Source organism: Macromonas nakdongensis, from assembly GCF_002837145.1.
GTDB lineage: Bacteria > Pseudomonadota > Gammaproteobacteria > Burkholderiales > Burkholderiaceae_C > Macromonas_B > Macromonas_B nakdongensis.
This window is the reverse complement of record NZ_NWMV01000019.1, coordinates 56,243-79,151: the sequence shown is the minus strand read 5'-3', so window position 1 is coordinate 79,151 and position 22,909 is coordinate 56,243. Positions and strand designations below refer to the sequence as shown.

Annotated in this window: 19 protein-coding genes; 5 read left to right on the top strand and 14 right to left on the bottom strand. The window is 67.0% G+C overall.

Annotation, left to right across the window (positions count from 1 at the left end; translation table 11 throughout):
* Window positions 1-8 precede the first annotated feature (8 nt).
* The gene (locus CON77_RS03620) at window positions 9-2,390 is read right to left on the bottom strand and encodes a Tex family protein (RefSeq protein WP_101047779.1); all 2,382 of its coding nucleotides are present in this window, start codon (window positions 2,388-2,390) and stop codon (window positions 9-11) included.
* 146 nt (window positions 2,391-2,536) lie between these two features.
* On the opposite strand from CON77_RS03620, the gene CON77_RS03615 reads away from it, so the two are divergent.
* Window positions 2,537-5,050: a chemotaxis protein CheW gene (locus CON77_RS03615; RefSeq protein ID WP_101047778.1), complete on the top strand. Its 2,514-nt coding sequence runs from the start codon at window positions 2,537-2,539 to the stop codon at window positions 5,048-5,050.
* 19 nt (window positions 5,051-5,069) lie between these two features.
* Here CON77_RS03615 and CON77_RS03610 read toward each other — a convergent pair whose 3' ends face one another.
* From CON77_RS03610 to CON77_RS03550, 13 genes are all read right to left on the bottom strand, one after another.
* A complete protein-coding gene (locus CON77_RS03610; RefSeq protein WP_101047777.1) occupies window positions 5,070-5,975 on the bottom strand; it encodes an SDR family oxidoreductase in 906 nt (301 codons plus the stop codon).
* A 10-nt stretch (window positions 5,976-5,985) separates the two neighbouring features.
* Window positions 5,986-7,002: an NADP-dependent oxidoreductase gene (locus tag CON77_RS03605; protein WP_101047776.1), complete on the bottom strand. Its 1,017-nt coding sequence runs from the start codon at window positions 7,000-7,002 to the stop codon at window positions 5,986-5,988.
* A gap of 102 nt (window positions 7,003-7,104) precedes the next feature.
* A complete protein-coding gene (locus tag CON77_RS03600; protein ID WP_101047775.1) occupies window positions 7,105-7,542 on the bottom strand; it encodes a PaaI family thioesterase in 438 nt (145 codons plus the stop codon).
* Between the two features lie 12 nt (window positions 7,543-7,554).
* Complete coding sequence (locus tag CON77_RS03595) at window positions 7,555-8,346, bottom strand: SDR family oxidoreductase (RefSeq protein WP_101047774.1); 792 nt, start codon at window positions 8,344-8,346, stop codon at window positions 7,555-7,557.
* 18 nt (window positions 8,347-8,364) lie between these two features.
* The gene (locus CON77_RS03590) at window positions 8,365-10,218 is read right to left on the bottom strand and encodes an acyl-CoA dehydrogenase (protein ID WP_101047773.1); all 1,854 of its coding nucleotides are present in this window, start codon (window positions 10,216-10,218) and stop codon (window positions 8,365-8,367) included.
* Window positions 10,219-10,231: 13 nt separating this feature from the next.
* On the bottom strand, window positions 10,232-11,407 hold the full coding sequence (locus tag CON77_RS03585; protein ID WP_101047772.1) for an acetyl-CoA C-acyltransferase: 1,176 nt from the start codon (window positions 11,405-11,407) through the stop codon (window positions 10,232-10,234).
* A 38-nt stretch (window positions 11,408-11,445) separates the two neighbouring features.
* On the bottom strand, window positions 11,446-13,569 hold the full coding sequence (locus tag CON77_RS03580) for a 3-hydroxyacyl-CoA dehydrogenase NAD-binding domain-containing protein (protein ID WP_101047771.1): 2,124 nt from the start codon (window positions 13,567-13,569) through the stop codon (window positions 11,446-11,448).
* 150 nt (window positions 13,570-13,719) lie between these two features.
* Window positions 13,720-14,415: an ABC transporter ATP-binding protein gene (locus CON77_RS03575; protein WP_101047770.1), complete on the bottom strand. Its 696-nt coding sequence runs from the start codon at window positions 14,413-14,415 to the stop codon at window positions 13,720-13,722.
* 18 nt (window positions 14,416-14,433) lie between these two features.
* Complete coding sequence (locus CON77_RS03570) at window positions 14,434-15,216, bottom strand: ABC transporter ATP-binding protein (RefSeq protein ID WP_101047769.1); 783 nt, start codon at window positions 15,214-15,216, stop codon at window positions 14,434-14,436.
* Window positions 15,216-16,508, bottom strand: a complete 1,293-nt coding sequence (locus CON77_RS03565) for a branched-chain amino acid ABC transporter permease (RefSeq protein WP_101047768.1) — start codon at window positions 16,506-16,508, stop codon at window positions 15,216-15,218. The genes CON77_RS03570 and CON77_RS03565 overlap by 1 nt, the downstream gene beginning before the upstream one ends.
* A gap of 12 nt (window positions 16,509-16,520) precedes the next feature.
* Complete coding sequence (locus CON77_RS03560) at window positions 16,521-17,543, bottom strand: branched-chain amino acid ABC transporter permease (protein ID WP_101047767.1); 1,023 nt, start codon at window positions 17,541-17,543, stop codon at window positions 16,521-16,523.
* Window positions 17,544-17,701: 158 nt separating this feature from the next.
* Window positions 17,702-18,934, bottom strand: coding sequence for a branched-chain amino acid ABC transporter substrate-binding protein (locus tag CON77_RS03555; protein WP_101047766.1), 1,233 nt, complete (start codon window positions 18,932-18,934; stop codon window positions 17,702-17,704).
* A gap of 119 nt (window positions 18,935-19,053) precedes the next feature.
* Window positions 19,054-20,691 carry a 3-(methylthio)propionyl-CoA ligase gene (locus tag CON77_RS03550; RefSeq protein ID WP_101047765.1) on the bottom strand — a complete coding sequence of 546 codons (1,638 nt, stop codon included), beginning with the start codon at window positions 20,689-20,691 and terminating at the stop codon, window positions 19,054-19,056.
* Between the two features lie 184 nt (window positions 20,692-20,875).
* Between CON77_RS03550 and CON77_RS03545 the strand changes: the two genes are divergently transcribed.
* The 4 genes from CON77_RS03545 (at window position 20,876) to CON77_RS03530 (ending at window position 22,909) form a co-directional block, all read left to right on the top strand.
* On the top strand, window positions 20,876-21,583 hold the full coding sequence (locus tag CON77_RS03545) for a Crp/Fnr family transcriptional regulator (RefSeq protein ID WP_101047764.1): 708 nt from the start codon (window positions 20,876-20,878) through the stop codon (window positions 21,581-21,583).
* A gap of 90 nt (window positions 21,584-21,673) precedes the next feature.
* On the top strand, window positions 21,674-22,081 hold the full coding sequence (gene msrB / locus CON77_RS03540; protein WP_101047763.1) for a peptide-methionine (R)-S-oxide reductase MsrB: 408 nt from the start codon (window positions 21,674-21,676) through the stop codon (window positions 22,079-22,081).
* A gap of 7 nt (window positions 22,082-22,088) precedes the next feature.
* Window positions 22,089-22,634, top strand: a complete 546-nt coding sequence (locus CON77_RS03535) for a septation protein A (protein WP_101047762.1) — start codon at window positions 22,089-22,091, stop codon at window positions 22,632-22,634.
* Window positions 22,631-22,909, top strand: a complete 279-nt coding sequence (locus tag CON77_RS03530) for a BolA family protein (RefSeq protein WP_101047761.1) — start codon at window positions 22,631-22,633, stop codon at window positions 22,907-22,909. Before CON77_RS03535 ends, CON77_RS03530 begins: the two co-directional genes overlap by 4 nt.

Sequence of the window (22,909 nt, the reverse complement as noted above, 5' to 3'; positions counted from 1 at the left end):
GGGCCGCGTCAGCGTTTGAAGCCTTGCAGCTTGGCAAAGGCCGAGGCCATGGCGCCTCCGCTGGCCGGCTCGTTGTGGCGCTGGCCACGCCCGGCCTGCTGCTGGCGCCCGGCCGGCTCGAAACGGTTGCCGCCCTCGCGGCGTTCGCTGCGGGCGCCGGTGGGGGCGTCCAGCTTCATGGTCAGGCCGATGCGCTTGCGCGCCACGTCCACCTCCACCACCTTCACTTTCACGATGTCGCCGGTTTTCACCACCTCGCGCGCGTCGTTGACGAATTTGTGGCTCAACTGGCTCACGTGCACCAGGCCGTCCTGGTGCACGCCCAGGTCCACGAAGGCGCCGAACTGGGCCACGTTGCTGACCGTGCCCTCCAACACCATGCCTTCCTGCAGGTCGGTGATGTCTTCCACCCCTTCGTTGAAGCGCGCCACGGCGAAGTCCGGGCGCGGGTCGCGGCCGGGTTTTTCCAGTTCGCCGATGATGTCCTTCACGGTGATGGCGCCGAACTGCGCGTTGGCGAACAGCTCCGGTTTCAGGGTCTTGAGCACATCCACCCGGCCCATCAGTTCGGCCACCGGCTTGCCGGTTTGCTGGATGATCTGCTCCACCACCGGGTAGGTTTCGGGGTGCACGCCGGTCATGTCCAGCGGGTTGTCACCGCCGCGGATGCGCAGAAAGCCGGCGCTTTGCTCGAAGGTCTTGGCACCCAGGCCGGTGACCTTGAGCAAGTCCTGGCGGCTCTTGAACGCGCCGTGCGCCTCGCGCCAGCGCACCACCGACTTGGCCACCGTGCCGCTCAGGCCCGACACCCGGGCCAGCAGCGGCGCGCTGGCGGTGTTCAGGTCCACGCCCACGGCGTTCACGCAGTCTTCCACCACCGCGTCCAGGGTGCGCGCCAGCTCGCTCTGGTTCACGTCGTGCTGGTACTGGCCCACGCCAATGCTCTTGGGGTCGATCTTCACCAGTTCGGCCAACGGGTCCTGCAGGCGGCGGGCGATGCTGGCCGCGCCGCGCAGGCTCACGTCCACGTCGGGCATTTCCTGGCTGGCGAATTCGCTGGCGGAATACACCGACGCGCCCGCCTCGCTCACCACCACTTTTTGCGGGGTCAGGCCGCGGTCGGCCAGGCGCTTGATCAGGTCGGCGGCCAGCTTGTCGGTTTCGCGGCTGGCGGTGCCGTTGCCGATGGCGATGAGCTGCACGCCGTGCTTCAGGCACAGCGCGCCCAGGGTGGCGATGCTGCCTTCCCAATCGCGGCGCGGTTCGTGCGGATACACGGTGGCGGTGTCCAGCAGCTTGCCGGTGGGGTCCACCACCGCCACCTTCACCCCGGTGCGGATGCCGGGGTCCAGCCCCATCACGGCCTTGGGACCGGCGGGCGCGGCCAGCAGCAGGTCGCGCAGGTTGTCGGCAAACACCTTGATGGCCACCTGTTCGGCGGCTTCGCGCAGGCGGGCGAACAGGTCACGTTCGGTCGAGAGGCTGAGCTTGACGCGCCAGGTCCAGGCCACGCATTTGCGGATCAGGTCGTCCGCCGGGCGGGCCTGGTGGCTCCAGCCCAGGTGGCGGGCGATGCGGCCTTCGGCCAGCGAGGGCACGGCGCCGGGTTTGCCCGTGGTCTTGGCGCTCTCCGACAGTTCCGGCTCCGGCACCACCAACTTGGCGTCCAGGATTTCCAGCGCGCGGCCACGGAACACCGCCAGGGCGCGGTGCGAGGGCACGCGGCCGATGGGTTCGTCGTATTCAAAATAGTCGCGGAACTTGGCCACGTCGGGGTCGTGCTCGTTCTTGCCGTCCACCTTCTGGCTTTGCAGCAGGCCTTCCTGCCACAGCCATTCGCGCAGGCCCTGCACCAGCGTGGCGTCTTCGGCCCAGCGTTCGCTCAGGATGTCGCGCACGCCATCCAGCACAGCCGGCACGGTGGTGAAGTCGCTGCCGTCCTCGCCCTTGGCCGGTTTGACGTAGGCCTGGGCCTCATCCGCAGGCACGCGGGTGGGGTCGGCGAACAGCAGGTCGGCCAAGGGCTCAATGCCATTCTCGCGCGCGATCATGCCCTTGGTGCGGCGCTTGGGCTTGTAGGGCAGGTACAGGTCTTCCAGCTCCTGCTTGGTGGGCGCGGCCTCGATGGCGGCGCGCAGCTCCGGCGTGAGCTTGCCCTGTTCTTCGATGCTCTTCAGCACCGCGGCGCGGCGGTCTTCCAGCTCGCGCAGGTAACCCAGGCGCTGCTCCAGCTCGCGCAGCTGGATGTCGTCCAGACCGCCGGTGGCCTCTTTGCGGTAACGGGCGATGAAAGGGACGGTGGCGCCCCCGTCCAACAAAGCCACGGCGGCCTCCACCTGGCGTGGCTGAACCTTCAGTTCCTGCGCGATTTGCGCGGTGATTTTCTGCATCGTACTCTCGGGACCCACCGGCGGCGGCCGGCTTCGCAAGGGAAAAGCGGCGAGTTTGCCACAGCACGGCCCGGCGCCGGCCCCACCCCGGGCACAGGCTTTGCTAATGCGGATGTGCTTGCATTTTTCCCATATCGACACGAGACATGCCCGACCGATCCCCCCTGCGCGTGGACACCTTCCTCCCCTACATGCGGGACGTGAGCCAGTGCGAAACCTCCCTGAACGAGCTGAGCCTGCTGTGGCGCATGATCGAGTCCTCGGCCAAGATGAACTGCCCGACCGAGGCCCGGACCATCCTGCCGTCCATGGCGGCCACGCGCGCCGGCTTCCAGCGGCTGGAACGCGACATGGTGCACAGCCTGGTGGGCGAAAAAACCGGCAATGTGCTGGACGCCATCGGCACCCAGGCGCAGTACGTGATCGACATCGTGGTGCGCAACCTGTACGAACGCACCGCCGACGTGGGCTTTCTGGCCACCGACCGGGTGCTGTGCGAGTTCGTGGCCGCGCCCACACGCCACACCAGCGAGGTCGATGCCATCCGCGAGCGCCTGCGCTCTTACCGCGAGAAATACACCGTCTACCTCGACGCGATGCTGCTCGACACCGAGGGCAACGTGCTGGTGCAGACCGACCCGACCCACGCCACCGAAGGCAGCGTGGACCCGCTGATCGCCGCCACCCTGCAGAGCGACACTCACGTGGAAACCTTCCGCGCCACCGACCTGCGCCCCGGCGCCGGGCCCTGCCTGGTGTACTCGCGCCGCATGCTGCACCCCACGCTGGGCACCCCGGTGGGGCTGCTGTGCCTGTTTTTCGATTTCGACCGCGAACTGCAAGGCATCTTTCAGGCCCACCGCGACCCCGAGGGCCGCAGCAACATGCTGCTGCTGGACGGCGACGGTCGGGTCATCGCCAGTGCCGACGGGCACTGGATCGCCCGCGGCGCCACGGTGCCCCTCAACCCGGACGGCCAGCCGCGCCCCATGCTCTGCGCCGGCCGCGAGTACCTGGTGGCGACCCGCGCCACCCAGGGCTACCAGGGTTACCCGGGCCCGAGCGGCTGGCGCGGACAGGTGATGGTGCCCATCGAGCTGGCCTTCCAGCAGGACGGCAGCGGCCTGCTCGACCGGCTGGACCCCGAGATGGCCGCCGGTCTGCTGACCCACGCCCGCCGCTTCAGCCCGCCCTTGCACGAAGTCATCATGGCCACGGAAACCATCCGCCGGGTGGTCTGGAACGGCCAGGTGGTGACCGCGGGCCAGCGCGACGAACTGCAGCGGCTCAAGGCCATCCTCGATCAGATCAGCGAAACCGGCGCGCGCAGCAACGCCCTGTTCACCCAGTCCATCCGCGAGCTGTACCAGACGGTGCTGCAGTCGAACCTGCAGCAGGTGGCATTCAGCGCCCGGCTGCTGGTGGACCTGCTCGACCGCAACCTGTACGAGCGCGCCAACGACTGCCGCTGGTGGGCCCTGGCGCCCGAACTGGCCGCGGCCCTGACCGACCCGGCCGCCACCGACACTGCCACCCAGACGCTGCGCTGCATCCACTCGCTCTACACCGTGTACAGCCGCCTGGTGGTCTACAACCGCCAGGGCCAGATCGTCGCCGAATCGGCCCGCCCCGGTCACGCGGCCCTGAGTGGCCACAGCGTGGACCGCGACGACCTTGCGCGCGTGCTCGAGCTGAGCACCGAACAGCACTACCATGCGTCGGCCTTCGCGCCCTCGCCCCTGGCCGACGGCCATGCCTGCTACGTTTACCACGCCGCCGTGCGCCACCCTCAGCAAACGCAGCAGGTGCTGGGGGGCATCGGCATCGCCTTCGACGCCCACGCCGAACTGGCGGCCATTCTGAACGGCGCGATCGAGGCCCGGCCCGGGGCCCAGGCCTACTTTCTGGAACGCAGCGGCCGCATCATCGCCAGCACCGACCCGAACCGCCCGGTGGGTGCCCTGCTGGCCCTGGACGCCGATCTGCTGACCCTGGCCAACGGCGACTGCGCCACCCGCGTGACCGTGTGGGACGGGCAGTACCAGGCGCTGGCCTGCAGCGTGTCCAGCGGCTACCGGGAATTCAAGGTGAGCGACGGCTACAGCGCCGATGTGCTGGCCGTGGTGGCGGCCCCGCTGGGGCCGGTGGTCCCAGGTGCCGGACGGGCCGGCCCGTCCGATGCGGCCGACTGGGACAGCGCCCAGCCGCCGGGTGGTGGACTGGAACACGCCAGCTTCTACCTCGGCGGGCAATTGCTGGCCGTGCCCGCCCTGCACGTCCTGGAGGCCCTGCCCGCCGAAGGGCTGGCCGCGGCCCCCCAGGGCGGACACCCCGCACGCATCGGCATCCTGCCGCCGCAGGGGCAGGACGGTCAGGCCCGCTTCCATTGGGTCTACGACCTGGGGACCCTGCTCCAAGGCCAGCCCAGCGCACGACGCGCCCACCAGCAGGTGGTGGTGCTGCGCCAGGGCGAACAACGGCTCGGGGTGCTGGTGGACGAACTCCACGGAGTGCCCGAATTCCAGCCGCAGGATCTGATGCCCTCCCCCTTCGGGATGGGCAGCGGACAGGGGCTGGTGTCCCAGTTTGCCAAAGCGGCCCAGGGCCGGGTGCTGGTGGGGGTACTGGACGTACCGACCCTGTTCCGGGCCCTGGCCTGACCCGCGCCCCGCGGCAGCCTCAGGCGCTGCGCAGGGCGGCGCGCAGCTGCACGCCCACGTCCGGCCGCTCGGCGAACGGGTCGGGCGGGTTGCTGCCGGCCACGATGGCCGACATGCGCGTCTGCACATTGCCCAGCGCCTTGGGGTGGCTGTAAATGTAGAAGGCGTCGGCGGCCATGGCGTCGAACACCTTCTGCGCCACCTCGGCCGCGGTCACCTTGCCGCTGCTCACCGCCTTGTCGCTCATGGCCTGGCCGATGAGCTGGCTCTGGGTCGGCTGGCCGGTGGCCAGTTCGCCCGGTCGGTTGCGTTCGCTCTGGCTGATGCCGGTGGGCACGAAGTACGGGCACAGCACGCTGGCGCCGATCTGGTCGCTCACCAGGTGCAGATCCTGGTACAGCGTCTCGGTCAAGGCCACCACCGCGTGCTTGCTGACGTTGTAGACGCCCATGTTGGGCGGCGTCAACAGCCCGGCCATGCTGGCGGTGTTGACGATGTGACCGCGGTAAGCCGGGTCGGCCTGGGCTGCGGCCAGCATGCGCGGGGTGAAGGCGCGCACGCCGTGGACCACGCCCCACAGGTTCACGCCCAGCACCCACTGCCAGTCGGCCACGGTGTTTTCCCACACCAGGCCACCAGCGGCCACGCCGGCGTTGTTGAACACGAAGTGCGGCGCGCCAAAGCGCTGCTGCACCGCCTCGGCCAGGTCGTCCATGGCCTCGGCGCTGGACACGTCCACGCGTTGCGCCAGCACCGCGGCACCGGCGGCCTCCAGCTCGGTGCGGGCGCGCTCCAGCGCGTCGGCCTGCACGTCCACCAGCACCAGGTTCATGCCCTGGCGGGCGCCGATGCGCGCCACCTCCAACCCGAAACCCGAGCCCGCGCCGGTGATGACGGCGGTCTTGCCTTGGAGTTCTTTCAGCATGGGGGGCTCCTCAGACCAGCTGGACCAGTTGTTTGCCGAAGTTCTTGCCTTTGAGCAAGCCCAGGAAGGCTTCCGGCGCGGCCTCGATGCCCTGCGCCACCGACTCGCGCGGGCGGAACTGCCCGCTGCCCACCAGGCGCCCCAGTTCGGCCAGCGCCTCGGGCCAGACCTCCATGTGTTCGCTGACGATGAAGCCTTCGATGCGCATGCGGTTGATCAGCAACATCGACGGGTTGGCCATGGGCAGGGGCTGGCCGTCGTAGCCGGCGATCATGCCGCACACCGCGATGCGGGAAAACGCATTGGCACGCAGCATCACCGCGTCCAGCACCATGCCGCCCACGTTCTCGAAGTGGCCGTCGATGCCGTTCGGGCAGGCCACTTTCAGGGCCTTGGCCAGCGAGCCGTAGTCTTTGTGTTCGCGGTAGTCGATGCAGTCGTCAAACCCGAGTTCGTTTTTCACGTAAGCGCATTTGTCCGCCCCGCCGGCGAAACCGACCACGCGGCAGCCGCGGGCCTTGGCCAGGGCGCCCACCGCGCTGCCCACGGCGCCGCTGGCGGCGCTGACGGTCACGGTCTGCCCCGGTTTCGGGTCGATCAGCTTGACCAGGCCGTACCAAGCGGTCACGCCGGGCATGCCGACCGCGCCCAGGTAGTGGCTCAGCGGCACGTGGGTGGTGTCCACCTTGCGCAGCTCGCCCGGGGTGTTGGCGTTGACCACGCTGTACTGCTGCCAGCCGCCCATGCCCACCACCGCGTCGCCCGGGGCGTAACGCGGGTGGCGGCTCTCCACCACCTCGCCCACGGTGCCGCCGATCATCACCTCGCCCAGCGGCTGCGGCTGGGCATAGCTCTTACCGGCGTTCATGCGGCCGCGCATGTAGGGGTCCAGGCTCAGGTAGTGGTGGCGCACCAGCACCTGGCCGTCCTGAAGCGCAGGGGTGTCCACGGTTTCGGTCTTGAAGTTGCCGACGCTGGCCTCGCCCTCGGGGCGGTTGTCCAGCAGGATGCGGGTGTTTTGGGGCATGTGGGTCTCCTGTGGCGGCTGGGCCGCCCATGTGGGTTCAATCAAAAGACAGGCCTGCGGGACGGGCCCGGTCAGGCGGACGGCGGAACGGCCCTGGGGGCCTCAATCGGTGGAAATGCCGGCCGGGCCGTTGAGCGGCTGGCTTTCCCTCGCACCCACGGGCAGGCGCTTGACGTACTTGAACGTGCCCGAGGCGTGGGCGCAGAGCTTGCCCTGCGCGTCAAACACGTGGCCTTCGGTGAAGGCCATGGTGGGGGTGCGGTGCAGCAGGCGCCCGGTGGCGCGCAGCGGGCCGCGCGCGGCCTGCATGAAGCTGGTTTTCATTTCGATGGTGACGCACCCCATGTCGGTCTGCACGCTGCGCGCGGCGTGGGCCATGACCACGTCGAGCAAGGTCATGCTGGCGCCGCCGTGCACCACGCTGAACGAGTTCAGGTGCTCGGGCGCCGGGTCGTAGGTGATCTCAGCCTCGCCGTCGGCCCAACGCTGCAGTGCAAAGCCCAGGTGGGCGACAAAGGGGATGTGTACCTGAAATTCCAAACCGTGCTCCTGTCAGCCACCGGTGACGATGCTCACGCCACCATCCACCGCGAGCCACTGGCCGGTGATGTGCTTGCCCGCGTCGGAAGCGTACAGCAGCGTCAGGCCCTTCAGGTCTTCGTCGTCGCCCAGGCGGCCCAACGGTGCGCCGGCGGCCATCTTGTCCTCGCCCAGCGCTTCCAGCGTGCCCTGCGTCATCTTGCTCGGGAAAAAGCCCGGGCAGATGGCGTTGACGCGGATGCCGTGCGGGCCCCACTCAGCCGCCAGCGCCCGGGTGAAGTTGATGACCGCGCCCTTGGAGGTGTTGTAGGCGATGGTGTTCATGCCGCGCGGGTTGCCGCCCAGCCCGGCGATGGAGGCGATGTTGACGATGCTGCCGCGGCGGCGCGCGATCATGCTGTGCTTGGCCAGGTACTGGCTCAGCAGGAAGTAGCCGCGCACATTCAGGTTCATCACCTTGTCCCAGGCGTCGATCGGGTGGTCCTCGGCCGGGGCGCCCCAGGCGGCGCCGGCGTTGTTGACGAGGATGTCCACGTCGCCCAGGCGTTCCAGGGTTTCGGCGCCCAGGCGGTGGATGTCGGCCTCCTTGGCGCAGTCGGCGGCGATCCAGCGCGCGTCGATGCCGGCGGCCTGCAGTTCCTGCACGGCGGCTTCCAGTTCGTCGGCCTTGCGCGCGCTGAGCATGATTTTGGCGCCGGCCTCGCCCAGGGCGTGGGCCATCTGCAAGCCCAGGCCGCGCGAGCCGCCGGTGACCAGGGCCACTTTTCCGTTGAGGTCAAACAGTTGTTGGATGGTGCGTGTCATGTGTGCGTGTCCGTGGGTTCAGAAAGCCGCCTCCGGCAGTTCGGCGCAGGTCATGTCGCGTTGCGACACCACCTGCAGCCAGGCCCCGATCTTGGGCAGCTCGTAGTGGAAGAAGTAGCGGCAGGCGGCCAGGCGGCCTTGTTGTGCGGCATCTGCGGCGGCTTGCTGGGCGGCCAAAGCCACGTCCAGCCAGACCCAGGCCAGCACGGTGTGGCCAAAGGCCTGCATGTAGGGCACGGCATTGGCCAGGGCCTCGGCGGGCTGGCCCGTGGCCCACGCCGCCTTCGTGGCGGCACCGACTTGCTGCAAGGCCTGCGCCAGGGCGTTGGCGTGCAGTGCCAGGGCCGGTTGCTGGATGGCGCGCTCGATGGTGGCCTGCATGCGCCCGGCCAACCGTTGCAGGCCCTTGCCGTTTTCCATCAACACTTTGCGGCCCAGCAGGTCCATGCCCTGGATGCCGTGGGTGCCCTCGTGGATCATGTTCAAGCGGTTGTCGCGCCAGTACTGCTCCACCGGGAAGTCGCGGGTGTAGCCGTAGCCGCCGTGCACCTGGATGGCCAGGCTGTTGGCCTCCAGGCACCACTCGCTCGGCCAGCTCTTGGCAATGGGTGTCAGCACCTCCAGCAGCAGGCGGGCGTCGTCGGCCGCTTCGGGCGCGCCGGTGTGCTGTTCGTCCACCAGGCGGGCGCAGTACAGCTCCAGCGCCAGGGCGCCTTCGCAATAGGCCTTCTGGGCCAGCAGCATGCGCTTGACGTCGGCGTGCTCGATGATGCGCACCTGGGGCTGGGTGGCGTCTTTGCCACCGGCGCTCATGGGTCGGCCCTGCGGCCGGTTTTTGGCGTAGTCCAGGCTGGCGTGGTAACCGGCCATGCCCAGCATGGTGGCGGCCATGCCCACGCCTATGCGGGCCTCGTTCATCATGTGGAACATATAGCCCAGGCCCTTGCCCGGCTCGCCCACCAGGTAGCCCACGGCCCCGGCGCCCTGCCCGTCCAGCCCCGCGCCCACACCGGCGCCCTGCACCGGAAACTTGCCCTCGCCAAAGTTGAGCAAGGTGTTGGTGGTGCCGCGCCAGCCGCACTTGTGGTTCAAGCCGGCCAGGGCCACGTCGTTGCGCACCCCGGTGAGTTGGCCTTGCGTATCCACCAGCTTTTTCGGCACGATGAACAGCGAAATGCCCTTGACGCCGGGCGGCAGCTTGCCGTCCGGCCCTGGGATTTTGGCCAGCACCAGGTGGACGATGTTCTCGGTCAACTCGTGTTCGCCGGCCGAAATCCACATCTTGTTGCCGCGCAGGCGGTAGCGCGGGCCCAGCGGGTCGGCCTCGAAGCCGTCACCGTCGGGCACGGCGCGGGTGGCCACGTCGCTCAAGCTCGAACCCGCCTGCGGCTCGCTCAGGCACATGGTGCCGGAAAAGCGCCCGCTGAAGGTGTTGAGCGCGAACACCTCGCGCTGCAGCGGAGAGCCGTGCGCCATCAGCAGGTTGGCGTTGCCCACGCTGAGCATGCCGGCCCCGATGCTGACCGAAGCCATGGCAAAAAAGGCGTTGCCCGCGGCCTCCACGGTGTAGGGCAACTGCATGCCGCCGAGGGCGTAATCCTGCGCCGCGCTCAGCATGCCCGATTCGGCATAGGCGTCCCAGGCGTCTTTGGTCGCCTGCGGCAGGATCACGTGCTCGCCGTCGAAGTGCGGCTCCTGGGTGTCCACCAGGCGGTTGAAGGGCGCGTACTTGTCGCGGGCGATGCGCTCGCAGGTGTCCAGCACGGCCTCGAAGGTTTCGCGGCTGTGGTCCGCGAAACGCTCACGCTCGCTGAGGGTCTGCGCCCCCAGCCAGTCGTACAGCAGAAAATCGACGGTGGGGCGCAGAGACATGCTCACTCCGTCGTCACAAGACTTCAAACACCCCGGCCGCGCCCATGCCCCCGCCGATGCACATGGTCACGCACACCCGCTTGGCCCCGCGGCGCTTGCCCTCGATCAGGGCGTGCCCGGTCAGCCGCTGGCCGCTGACGCCATAGGGGTGCCCCAAAGCGATCGCACCGCCGTTGACGTTGAGCCGCTCGTTCGGAATGCCCAGCTTGTCGCGGCAGTACAGCACCTGCACCGCAAACGCTTCGTTGAGCTCCCACAGGTCGATGTCGTTGACGGTGAGGCCCAGTTTTTTGAGGACCTTGGGCACGGCGAACACCGGGCCGATGCCCATCTCGTCGGGCTCGCAACCGGCCACGGCGAAGCCGAGGAAACGGCCCAGGGGCTGCAGGTTGTGCTTGGCGGCGTAGTCTTCGCCGACCACCACGCAGGCGCCGGCGCCGTCGCTGAACTGGCTGGCGTTGCCGGCGCTCACCAGCCCACCCGGCAGGGCCGAGCGCAGACCGCTGATGTTCTCTTTCGTGGTGCCTTCGCGGGTGCCTTCGTCCCGGCTCACGGTCACCTGCTTGGTGATCAGGCCGAGCGCCTTGTCGGCCACGCCCATGGTGACGGTGATGGGCGCGATTTCTGCATCAAACAAACCGGCGGCCTGGGCGGCACAGGCTTTTTGCTGGCTGGCCGCGCCGTACTCGTCCATGGCGTCGCGGCCGATGCCGTAGCGCTGGGCCACCTGTTCGGCGGTCTGCAGCATGTTCCAGTAGATTTCGGGCTTGGCTTTCTTCAGCGCGGGGTCGAAGGCCATGTGCATGTTCATCTCCTGCTGCACGCAGGAGATGCTCTCGACGCCACCGGCCACAAAGACCTCGCCTTCGCCGGCGATGATGCGCTGGGCGGCCAGGGCGATGGTCTGCAGCCCGGAGGAGCAGAAGCGGTTGACGGTCAGGCCCGAGGTGGTGATGGGGCAGCCAGCGGCCAGGGCGATCTGGCGGGCGATGTTCATGCCGGTGGCGCCTTCGGGGTTGGCGCAGCCCATGATGACGTCTTCGACGTGGGCGGCGTCGATGCCGGCGCGTTCGATGGCGTGGCGCACGGCGTGGCCGCCGAGGGTGGCGCCGTGGGTCATGTTGAAAGCGCCCTTCCAGCTCTTGGCCAGGGGGGTGCGGGCGGTGGAGACGATGACGGCTTGGGTCATGGTGGTGTCCTTGGTGTTCCGGTGGGTCCGCTCGGGCTTCAGCGGTTGAGGTCGGCGAAGGTCTTGCCTTCGGCGATCAGGCGCTGGATCAGCGGCGCCGGCTGCCAGAAGCGGGCGTCGTCGTGCGGGTTCTTGGCAAAGCGCTTCATGGCTTCGGCGACGTTGAAGAGGCCGGTGAACTCAGCAAAGTGCATCGGGCCACCGCGGTGGATGGGGAAGCCGTAACCGGTCAGGTACACCATGTCGATGTCGCTGGGGCGGCTGGCAATGCCCTCTTCCAGGATGTGGGCGGCCTCGTTGACGAGCGAGAACACCAGGCGCTGGACGATCTCGTCGTCGCTGATCTTGCGCGGGGCGATGCCGAGGTCTTTGCGGTGCTGCTCGATCATGTCCACCACCACGGGGCTGGGGATGGCGTCGCGCTTGCCCGGCGCGTAGTCGTACCAGCCGGCACCGGTTTTCTGGCCAAAGCGGCCGAGTTCGCACAGCAGGTCGGCGGTCTTGCTGTAGCGCACGTCGGGTTGCTCGATGTAACGGCGCTTGCGGATGTACCAGCCGATGTCGTTGCCGGCCAGGTCGCCCATGCGGAAGGGGCCCATGGCGAAGCCGAAGCGCTCAATCGCCTTGTCCACCTGCGCCGGGGTGCAGCCTTCTTCGAGCAGGAAGCCGGCCTGGCGGCTGTATTGCTCGATCATGCGGTTGCCGATGAAGCCGTCGCACACGCCGGAGACGACACAGGTTTTCTTGATCTTCTTGCCGATGGCCATGACGGTGGCCAGCACGTCCTTGCCGGTCTTGGCGCCACGCACCACTTCCAGCAGCTTCATGACGTTGGCGGGGCTGAAGAAGTGCATGCCCACCACGTCCTGCGGGCGCTGGGTGAAGGCCGCGATCTTGTCCACGTCCAGCGTGGAGGTGTTGGAGGCAAGGATGGCGCCGGGCTTCATGACGGCGTCGAGCTGTTTGAACACGGCCTCCTTGACGCCGAGGTCTTCGAAGACGGCTTCGATGACCAGGTCGGCCTGGGCAATGTCGTTGTAGCTCAGGGTGGTGCTGAGCAGGGCCATGCGCTGCTCGTACTTGTCCTGCTTGAGCTTGCCCTTTTTCACCTGGGCTTCGTAGTTCTTGCGGATGGTGGCGATGCCACGGTCCAGCGCTTCCTGCTTCATCTCGAGGATTTGCACCGGCACGCCGGCGTTGAGGAAGTTCATGGCGATGCCGCCGCCCATGGTGCCCGCGCCAATCACGGCGACCTTCGCGATCGTGCGCTGCGGGGTGTCGGCCGGCACGTCAGGGATCTTGCTGGCGGCGCGTTCGGCCACGAACAGGTGGCGCAGGGCCATGCACTCGGGCGTCATCATGAGGTTGACGAAGAGTTCGCGCTCGTGGGCCATGCCGTCGTCGAACTTCTTCTTCGTGGCGGCTTCGACCGCGTCCACGCACTTGGCCGGCGCCGGGAAGTGCTTGGCCATGCCTTTGACCATGTTGCGGGCGAACTGGAAGTAGGCGTCGCCTTGCGGGTGTTTGCAGGGCAGATCGCGCAGGCGCGGCAGGGGGCTGCCGTCGGCGTGCTGGGCGGCTTTGGCTTGGGCCAGGGCGATGGCCTCGCCCAGCAGGCTGTCGGCGCTGGCGGCCATCTGGTCAAAGAGTTTCTGGCCAGGGATCTGGGCGAGCAGTTCGCTGTTGACGGGTTCACCGCTGACGATGAGGTTGAGCGCCGGCTCGACACCGATGGCGCGCGGCAGGCGTTGGGTGCCGCCGGCGCCGGGGATGAGACCGAGCTTGACTTCGGGCAACGCGACTTTGGTGCCGGGCGCGGCGATGCGGTAGTGGCAGCCGAGCGACAGTTCGAGCCCGCCCCCCATGGCGACGCTGTGCAACGCGGCAACGACCGGCTTGGGCGAAGCCTCCAGCGCGTTGATGACGGCGATGAGGTTGGGGTCCTGGTAGGCTTTGGGCGAACCGAATTCCTTGATGTCGGCCCCGCTGGAGAAGGCCTTGCCCCCGCCGGTCAGCACGATGGATCGCACCGACGGATCGTTGATGGCCTTGTCCAGGGCCTGGACGATCCCCTGGCGGGTGCTCAAACCCAAACCGTTCATCGGCGGGTTGTCCAGACTGATCACGGCCACTTCGCCGCGAACTTCGTATTGCGCTGTCATGGGGTCTCCTCGGGTGCGCGTTCAGGTGGGGCGCCGGCCTTCAAAAAAAGAACGACCGTTCGCTTCTATGGATTCTAGGGATCGGTGCGCAGGCAGCTGTCGCCTGTTTGTCTGTCACCCGCGCCAACAGTCGTGCGGGCGACAGGGCCGTCACACCTCCAGCCATTCCTTGCGGACGTAAGGGTTGGCCTTGAGCGCCGCAGGCGTGTCGTCGAACACGATGCTGCCGTGCCCCATCACCAGGGCACGGTCCGAAATGTTCAGGGCAATGGTCAGCTTCTGCTCGATCAGCAGCACCGAAATGCCACGCGCTTTCAGCCGCTGCAGGTACTCGCCCACCAGCTCCACGATCTTCGGTGCCAGGCCTTCGGTCGGCTCGTCGATGATGATCAGGTCCGGGTCGCCCATCAGGGTGCGGCACAGCGTCAGCATCTGCTGCTCGCCGCCCGACATCACGCCGGCCTCGGTGTGCTGGCGCTCCTTCAGGCGCGGGAACATGGCGTACATGTCGTCGAAACTCCAGCGGCTGTTCTTGGCCCCGGACTTTTCGCCCAGCATCAGGTTCTGGTGCACGGTGAGCTTGGGGAAGATCTCACGGTTTTCCGGCACGTAGCCCAGCCCCAAGTGCGCCACCTCGAACGGCTTTTTGCCGCGGATGGGCTGCCCCTTCCAAGCGATGTCACCCTCGCAATCGACCAGGCCCATGATGGCCTTGGCCGTGGTCGAACGGCCCGAGCCGTTGCGCCCCAGCAGGGCGACGATCTCGCCCTGACCCACGTTGAAATGCACCCCGTGCAGCACGTGGCTTTTGCCGTAGTAGGCGTGCAGGTTTTGAATTGCCAGCATGTGTGTCGCTCCGCCTTGTCAGTGTCCCGCTGCCGCGGCTTGTTCTTCGGCCAGCACCGAGCCCAGGTAGGCCTCCTGCACCCGGGGGTTGGCGCGCACCGCTTCCGGCGTGTCGAAGGCGATCACCTCGCCATACACCACCACCGCGATCTTGTCGGCCAGGCCGAACACCACGCCCATGTCGTGCTCCACCGTCAACAGGGTCTTGCCCACCGTCACCTCGCGGATCAGGTCGATGAAGCGTGCCGTCTCGCTCTTGCTCATGCCCGCGGTCGGCTCGTCCAGCAGGATCACGTTGGCCCCGCCGGCAATGGTCACGCCGATTTCCAGCGCACGCTGCTCGGCGTAGGTCAGGTTCACGCCCAGCACGTCGCGCTTCTTGTCCAGGCGGATCATGTGCAGCAGTTCCTCGGCGCGTTCGTTGGCGTCGTCCAGGTTGGCCAGAAACTTGAGAAAGGTGTAGCGATAACCCAGGCTCCACAGCACGCCACAGCGCAGGTTCTCGAACACGCTCAGCTTGGGGAAAATGTTGGTGATCTGGAAACTGCGGCTCAGGCCCAGGCGGTTGATCTCGAAGGGCTTCTTGCCCTGGATCGGCTCGCCGTTGAGCAGCACCTCACCGCTGGTGGGCTCGAAGCGGCCACTGATCAGGTTGAACAGGGTGGACTTGCCCGCCCCGTTCGGCCCGATGATGGCCACCCGTTCGCCGGCCTGCACGGCCAGGTTGGCGCCACGGATGATCTCGGTCTTGCCGAAACGCTTGCGCAGGTCTTTCAATTCGAGGGCGTAAGGGGTGCTCATCAGTGCGTCTCCCGGCGTTTGATTTCTTTTTCAATGTAGGTCTGGATCTCGGCCCAGTGCCGCAGGAAGTGCTGGCGCGTCAGTTCGAACAGGCCCAGGCCGGTCAGGGCCACGAAGGCCGCGCCAAACCAGCTGGTTCCCTGCTGCGCGTGCAGCTCCATGCCCAGGAAGCGCACGGTGTCGCCCATGGCGCTGTTGAGCTGCAGGTGGTAAACCATCTCGATCATGGCGCCGGCCCCCAGCAGCACCACCAGCCCGGTCACGGCCAGGGCCAGGTAGCTCACCCACAGCTCGCGCAGGCGGCCGAAGGAAGCCACGCGCAGGTTCATCATGATCAGGCTGGCGATGCCGCCGGGCGCGTACATCACCATGAACAGGAACACCAGCCCCAGGTACAGCAGCCAGGCCTTGGTCAGCTCGGACAGCAGCACGAAGGCCAGCACCATCAGCACGCCGCCGATGATGGGACCGAAGAAGAAGGTGGCGCCGCCCAGGAAGGTGAACAGCAGGTAGCCGCCGGAACGCGCAGGCCCCACCACCTCGGCGGTGACGATCTCGAACTGGATCGCGCCCAGCCCGCCGGCAATGCCGGCGAAGAAGCCCGCGATGATGAAGGCCAGGTATCGCACCTTCTGGGTGTTGTAGCCGATGAACTCGACCCGCTCCGGGTTGTCGCGCACCGCGTTGAGGATGCGCCCCAGTGGCGTGCGGGTGAAGGCGAACATCAGCGCCACACACACGAAGGTGTAGACCGCGATCAGGTAATACACCTGGATGCTGGGCCCGAAAGTCAGGCCCATGAAGGGCTCGCCCGCCATGCGGTCGGCGGTGATGCCGGCCTCGCCGCCGAAGAATTCCGAGAACATCAGCGACATGGCAAACACCAGTTCGGCCATGCCCAGGGTGATCATGGCGAACGGCGTGCCCGATTTCTTGGTCGTCACGTAGCCGAACAGCACGGCAAACGCCATGCCCGCCAGGCCCCCGATCACCGGAACCAGGCTGACCGGCACGCCCCAGACGCCGTCGGCCACCTTCAGCAGGGTGTGAATGGCCACGTAGGAGCCCAGGCCGGTGTAGACGGCGTGGCCAAAGCTCAGCATGCCGCCCTGCCCCAGCAGGATGTTGTACGACAGGCAGGCGATGATGGCGATGCCCATCTGCGCCAGCATGCTGACCGACAGGTTGCTGGTGAACACCTGGGGCGCGCACAGCAGCACCAGGGCAAACAGGGTCCAGATCACCCAGCGCCCCACGTTGTAGGGTTTGAAACGGTAGTAAGTGCTTGTCATGGTTGTGCGGCCTCAGGATTCGCGGGTGCCCAGCAGGCCCTTGGGCCGGAAAATCAGGATCAACACCAGGAACAGGTAGGGCAGGATCGGAGCGATCTGCGACAGCGTGAGCCGCAGCACCGAGTTCTCCCGCATCGCGTCCGACAGGGTCAGCCCCAGGTTCTGTGCCAGGGTGACGAAGGAGTGGTCCAGCGCCACGGCGAAGGTCTGGATCACACCGATCAGCACCGACGCCAGGAAGGCACCCGACAGCGATCCCATCCCGCCGACCACCACCACCACAAAAATCACCGAGCCCAGGGTGGCCGCCATCGCCGGTTCGGTGACGAAGGTGCTGCCCCCGATCACCCCGGCCAGGCCCGCCAGCCCGGTGCCGGCGCCGAACACCATCATGAACACCCGCGGCACGTTGTGGCCCAGGCTTTCCACCATCTCGGGGTGGGTCAGCGCGGCCTGGATGACCAGGCCCACCCGGGTGCGGGTGATCAGCAACCACAGGCTGACCAGCATCACCACGGCCACCAGCATCATGAAGGCACGGGTGGCGGGGAACGGCGTGCACACCGCACCAGCGGCGGCACACAGCTCGGGGGCGGCCACCCCCCAGATCAGGTCCAAGCCTCCCGCGGCGTCTTTCAGCAGCGTGAAGGCCGGGCCTTGCAAAACCTCGGGCGGACGGAACTCCACCGCCGTGCGGCCCCACACCAGTTGCACCAGTTCCAGGATCACGTAAGACAGACCGAAAGTGATCAGCAACTCGGGCACGTGGCCGTATTTGTGGACCTTGCGCAGGCTCAGCTTTTCAAACAGGGCCCCGAGCACGCCGACCACCAGCGGCGCCAAGACCAGGCCCGGCCAGAAGCCCACCACCTCGGCGATGGAGTAGCCCACGTAGGCCCCGACCATGTAGAAACTGGCGTGCGCGAAATTGAGCACACCCATCATGCTGAAGATGAGCGTGAGCCCCGAACTCAGCATGAACAGCAACAGCCCGTAACTCAGACCGTTGAGCATGGAAATGATGAAGAACTCCATGGTTCCTTCTTTCGCGGCCAAATGGCCAACTTCAGGACGAGCAGGCCCCTGGCCCTGTGCACCGAGGCACAAGCACCGCTCGAATCAAACGAAACTGGGGGATGGAAAAGGGGCCGGTGGCCGACAGGCGGCTGTCACCGGGCCGGCCCCTGGGCGCGTCAGCGCGGACGCTTCATGTCGCAGCTGGTCGGGGTGCTGGCCACGTAGGCCGGGAATTCCTTCACCGGGGCCAGGGTCATGCCGGTGTTCTCCGGGCTGACCGGGTACTTCGCATCGGCCTTCTGCCAGACGGTCAGGAACAGGGCCTGCTGCAGTTGGTGGTCGGTCTTGCGCATTTCGACCTCACCGTTGAAGCCCTTGTACTTGAGCCCCTCCATCGCCGCGGCCACCTTCACCGGGTCGGTGGACTTGGCCTTGGCCATGGCCTCACCCAGCGCCGTGTAGGCGTTGGGGATGGAGCCGGTGAACATGTCGTCGTTGAAGCGCTTCTTGAACTCGGTGTTCCAGGTCTTCATCGGACCGTCCAGGTTGTAGTGCTGGTAGGCGATCTGGAACACCCGGCCGGCACCGCCCTGGCCCAGCGCGGTGGGGGTGCCCGTCACGCCGGTGTAGTAGGTGTAGAACTTGCCGGTGTAGCCACCTTCGTTGGCCGCCTTCACCAGCAGCGCCAGGTCGGAACCCCAGTTGCCGGTGATCACGGTGTCGGCGCCAGAGGCCTTGATCTTGGCGATGTACGGGGCAAAGTCGCGCACTTGGGCCAGCGGGTGCAGGTCCTCGCCGACGATCTGCACGTCCGGGCGCTTGCGCTTGAGGTTTTCCTTGGCGAACTTGGTCACCTGGTGGCCGTGCGAGTAGTTCTGGTTCAGCAGATAGACCTTCTGAACGTCTTTCTGGTCCTTCATGAAGGTGGTCAGCGCCTCCATCTTCATGGAGGTGTCGGCGTCGAAGCGGAAGTGCCAGTAGTTGCACTTGCTGTTGGTGAAGTCGGGGTCCACCGCGGCGTAGTTCAGGAACACCACCTCTTTGCCCGGGTTGCGGCTGTTGTGGCGGTTGATGGCGTCGATCAGCGCACCGGCCACCGACGAGCCGTTGCCCTGGGCGACGTAGCGGATGCCCTGGTCGATGGCGGCCTGCAGCGCGGTCAGGCTTTCGGCCGGGCTCAGCTTGTTGTCAAACGCCACCAACTCGAACTTGACGCCGGCCGGGTTGCTTTGGCTGAACTTCTCGGCGAAGAACTGCCAGCTGCGCATCTGGTTGTTGCCCAGCGGGCCCATCAGGCCGGTCTGCGGGTCGATCAGGGCGATCTTCACCGTCTCGCCCTTTTGCGCCTGCGCCGAGAGGGCGCAAGCCAGCAGGGCGGTGGCGGTGAGGGTCTTCAACACGAACTTCATGGTTTTGTCTCCTTATGGGTGGTTGAATGACATCAAGCTTACAAGGCATGCACGGGCCGGCTCTCAGGGATTGCCCCTAGCCCCTATCGCCTGCGCGACTGACCCGTGCGTCGGGAAAATCACAGGCCGGGCAGGCGGTAGTCGGCCAGCTGTTCGCGCAGCTTCACTTTTTGCATCTTGCCGGTGGCACCCAGGGGGATCGCGTCCACAAACACCACGTCGTCAGGCACCTGCCACTTGGCGATCTTGCCCTCGTAGAAGGCCAGCAGCGCCTCGCGCGTCACCTCGGCCCCGGGCTTCTTGACCACCACCACGATGGGGCGCTCGTCCCACTTGGGATGGCGCATGCCGATGCACGCGGCCATCAGCACCGCCGGGTGCGCCATGGCGATGTTTTCCACGTCGATGGAGCTGATCCACTCGCCACCGGACTTGATCACGTCCTTGCTGCGGTCGGTGATCTGCATGAAGCCGTCGGCGTCGATGGTGGCCACGTCGCCGGTGGGGAACCAGCCGTCAACCAGCGGCGAACGGCCTTCGCCCCGGTAGTACTCGCGCAGGATCCAGGGACCGCGCACCAGCAGGTCGCCGGCGCTCTTGCCGTCCCAGGGCAGCTCGGCGCCTTCGGCGTCGACCACCTTCATGTCCACCCCGAAAATCGCGCGGCCCTGCTTCAGGCGGATCTTCATCTGTTCGGCTTCGGGCAGGCTCAGGTGCTTGTTCTTCAAGGTGCACAGGGTGCCCAGCGGGCTCATCTCGGTCATGCCCCAGGCGTGCAGCACCTCCACGCCGTACTGCTGGCGGAAGGCGTCGATCATGGCCGGCGGGCAGGCCGAGCCGCCGATCACGGTGCGGCCCAGCTTGGGCAGCTTCAGGCCGTTCTGGCCCATGTGGGTCAGCAGCATCTGCCACACGGTGGGCACGCCAGCGGCAAAGGTCACGCCTTCGCCGTCCATCAGCTCGTACACCGACTTGCCGTCCAGCGCCGCGCCGGGGAACACCAGCTTGCAACCCACCGCGCAGGCCGAATACGGGATGCCCCAGGCGTTGACGTGGAACATCGGCACCACCGGCAGCACGCTGTCGCGGGCGCTCAGGCACATCACGTCGGGCAGGGCGGCGGCGTAGGCGTGCAGGATGGTGGACTTGTGGCTGTACAGCGCCGCCTTGGGGTGGCCGGTGGTGCCGCTGGTGTAGCACATGCTGGAGGCGGTGCCGTCGTCCAGCGCGGGCCAGGCGTAGGTGCTGGGCTGGTCGCCGATCAGGGTTTCGTAACTCACCAGGTTGGGAATGCCACCACCCTCGGTCAGCTTGGCCAGGTGGGCGTCGTCGCACAGGGCGACCCAGCGCTGGACCGTGGGGCACTTGTCGTGGATGGCCTTGACGATGGGCCAGAAGGTCATGTCGAAGCACAGCACCCGGTCTTCGGCGTGGTTGACGATCCAGACCACCTGCTCCGGGATCAGGCGCGGGTTCACGGTGTGCAGCACGCGGCCGGAGCCGCTGACGCCGAAGTACATCTCGAAATGGCGGTAGCCGTTCCAGGCCAACGAGGCCACGCGTTCGCCCTGCCCGACGCCGAGCGCGTCCAGGGCATTGGCCAACTGGCGGGCGCGGCCGGCGGCTTCGCGGTAGGTGGTGCGGTGGATGTCGCCCTCGACCCGGCGCGACACGATCTCCACGTCGCCGTGGTGGCGCTGGGCGTGTTCGATGAGGTCGGAAATGAGCAACGGGCGGTCTTGCATCAAACCAAGCATGGGATCTCCTGCAATGCGTATGGGAATCGGTGTCGCTGCGGCCCCCACGCAAAGAGGGGGGCCGGTCAGTCCGCAACTATCCTAGCCGGGGGGTGCGCCCGTCATCGTGGCAAACCCCGAGAGGGCAGCGATAATTGTCGCGAAGCCGACATCTTTCGTTCGGCTCACCGGAGACTCCCCATCCATGCTGCTGGACAAGCGTTCCCCCGCAAGCATCTTCCTGTACGGCCAGCCCTGGTTCGACCGTCTGGCCACACCCGAGCGCTGCGCCCTGCTGGATCTGTTGGTGCTGCGCAAAGCCGCCAAGGGCGAGGTCCTGCTGCACAAAGGCCAGGCCATCGATGGCTGGTACGGCGTCCTCTCGGGCATGGCCAAGCTGCAAACCAGCGGCCCCGACGGCAAGGTCTCGGCCTTCTTGGGAGTGCCCGCCGGCGAATGGTTCGGCGAAGGCTCGGTGCTGCGGGGCGGTGCCTGGCAATACGATGTGGTGGCGATGCGCGACACCACGCTCATCGGCATGCCCCTGGCCCAGTTCCAGGCCCTGTACCGCCAAGACCTGTCGTTCAACCACTACCTGATCGAACGCCTCAACCTGCGCCTGGGCCAGGCCATGGCCATCATCGAATCGGGGCGGCTGCGCTCGCCCGAAGAACGCGTAGCCCAGTACCTGAGCCACTTGTTCTGGCAGGGCATGCGCAAGATCAACCTGTCACAGGAAGACCTGGGCCACCTCGCCGGCCTGTCGCGCCAGACCATCAACCGGGTGCTCAAGCAGTTCGAGGCACAGGGCTGGGTATCGCTGGAGTTTGGCCGGGTTGACATCCTCGACCAGGACGCGCTGGAAGGCCTGTTGCGGGCCATCCCCACCGAAGCGAGCGCCGAACCGAACTGAAGGCCGGGCACAGGCACAACACCCTGGTGCCACCCTGGTCATCCGAAGCGGCCACAATGTCGGCAGCGCCGCACCCCCTGGAGTCCGCCCATGAGCTTTCCCCTGCAAAAAACCGACGCCGAGTGGCAAGCGGAACTGGCCGCCAAAGGCGCCGAGCCCCTGGCCTTCCACGTCACCCGCCGCGCCCACACCGAACGGCCTTACACCGGCAAGTACGAACAGGTCTGGGCCGACGGCACCTACCACTGCATCTGCTGCGGCAACACCCTGTTCGACAGCCACACCAAATTCGATGCCGGCTGCGGCTGGCCCAGCTTTGCGCAAGCGCTGCCCGGCGCCATCACCGAACACGTGGACCGCTCCCACGGCATGGTGCGGGTGGAAACCGTGTGCAGCCAGTGTGGCGCCCACCTGGGCCACGTGTTCGAAGACGGCCCTGCCCCCACCGGCCTGCGTTACTGCATGAACTCGGCGGCGCTGGAGCTGCAAAAGCGATAATCCGGGCATGCGCTTCCTGATCGACTTTTTCCCCATCGCGCTGTTCGTGGTGGCCTACAAGCTGCAAGGCATTTACACCGCCACCGGCGTGCTGATGGCCGCCACCGTGCTCCAGACCGCCCTGATCTACGGCATCGACCGCCGCCTGCAGACCCTGCAGAAAGTCACCCTCGCGCTGGTGCTGGTGTTCGGCGCCCTGACCCTGGTGCTGCAGGACGACCGCTTCATCAAATGGAAGCCCACCGTGCTCTACGCCAGCATGGCCGTGGTGCTGGCTGCTGCCCTCTGGATCTGGAAAAAGAACTTCCTGCAAATGCTGCTGGGCAGCCAGCTCAAACTGCCCGACGGCGTCTGGGCCCGGCTCACGGTGGTCTGGGTGGCCTATTTCCTGTTCATGGCCGGGCTCAACGCCTATGTGGCGGCCCTCTACTCCACCGAGGACTGGGTCAACTTCAAGCTCTGGGGTTACGTGTTCCCGGTGGTGTTCATCGTCGGGCAGGGCCTGTACGTGGCCCGCCACCTGAAAGACGACGCCCCGCACCAGCAACCATGAACCCCGCCGCCGCCCTGCCCACCGCCCAAGCCCTGGCCGACACCCTGCGTGCGACCCTGGCCCCCACCACCCTGGAAGTGCTGGACGAAAGCGCCGCCCACGCCGGCCACGCCGGGGCCAACGGCCTGGGCCGGGGCACCCACTTTCGCGTACGCATCGGCGGGCCGCGGCTGCAGGGCCTGAGCCGGGTGGCCGCCCACCGCCTTGTGTATGATGCGCTGCAACCCTATTTCGAGGCCGGGCTACACGCCCTGGCCATCGACCTCCAACGCTGA

Excerpts from the sequence above, each read along its gene's own strand:
- CON77_RS03620 (WP_101047779.1), bottom strand. The coding sequence starts at position 2,390 with ATGCAGAAAATCACCGCGCAAATCGCGCAGGAACTGAAGGTTCAGCCA.
- CON77_RS03615 (WP_101047778.1), top strand. The coding sequence starts at position 2,537 with ATGCCCGACCGATCCCCCCTGCGCGTGGACACCTTCCTCCCCTACATG.
- CON77_RS03610 (WP_101047777.1), bottom strand. The coding sequence starts at position 5,975 with ATGCTGAAAGAACTCCAAGGCAAGACCGCCGTCATCACCGGCGCGGGC.
- CON77_RS03605 (WP_101047776.1), bottom strand. The coding sequence starts at position 7,002 with ATGCCCCAAAACACCCGCATCCTGCTGGACAACCGCCCCGAGGGCGAG.
- CON77_RS03595 (WP_101047774.1), bottom strand. The coding sequence starts at position 8,346 with ATGACACGCACCATCCAACAACTGTTTGACCTCAACGGAAAAGTGGCC.
- CON77_RS03590 (WP_101047773.1), bottom strand. The coding sequence starts at position 10,218 with ATGTCTCTGCGCCCCACCGTCGATTTTCTGCTGTACGACTGGCTGGGG.
- CON77_RS03585 (WP_101047772.1), bottom strand. The coding sequence starts at position 11,407 with ATGACCCAAGCCGTCATCGTCTCCACCGCCCGCACCCCCCTGGCCAAG.
- CON77_RS03580 (WP_101047771.1), bottom strand. The coding sequence starts at position 13,569 with ATGACAGCGCAATACGAAGTTCGCGGCGAAGTGGCCGTGATCAGTCTG.
- CON77_RS03575 (WP_101047770.1), bottom strand. The coding sequence starts at position 14,415 with ATGCTGGCAATTCAAAACCTGCACGCCTACTACGGCAAAAGCCACGTG.
- CON77_RS03570 (WP_101047769.1), bottom strand. The coding sequence starts at position 15,216 with ATGAGCACCCCTTACGCCCTCGAATTGAAAGACCTGCGCAAGCGTTTC.
- CON77_RS03565 (WP_101047768.1), bottom strand. The coding sequence starts at position 16,508 with ATGACAAGCACTTACTACCGTTTCAAACCCTACAACGTGGGGCGCTGG.
- CON77_RS03560 (WP_101047767.1), bottom strand. The coding sequence starts at position 17,543 with ATGGAGTTCTTCATCATTTCCATGCTCAACGGTCTGAGTTACGGGCTG.
- CON77_RS03555 (WP_101047766.1), bottom strand. The coding sequence starts at position 18,934 with ATGAAGTTCGTGTTGAAGACCCTCACCGCCACCGCCCTGCTGGCTTGC.
- CON77_RS03550 (WP_101047765.1), bottom strand. The coding sequence starts at position 20,691 with ATGCTTGGTTTGATGCAAGACCGCCCGTTGCTCATTTCCGACCTCATC.
- CON77_RS03545 (WP_101047764.1), top strand. The coding sequence starts at position 20,876 with ATGCTGCTGGACAAGCGTTCCCCCGCAAGCATCTTCCTGTACGGCCAG.
- msrB (WP_101047763.1), top strand. The coding sequence starts at position 21,674 with ATGAGCTTTCCCCTGCAAAAAACCGACGCCGAGTGGCAAGCGGAACTG.
- CON77_RS03535 (WP_101047762.1), top strand. The coding sequence starts at position 22,089 with ATGCGCTTCCTGATCGACTTTTTCCCCATCGCGCTGTTCGTGGTGGCC.
- CON77_RS03530 (WP_101047761.1), top strand. The coding sequence starts at position 22,631 with ATGAACCCCGCCGCCGCCCTGCCCACCGCCCAAGCCCTGGCCGACACC.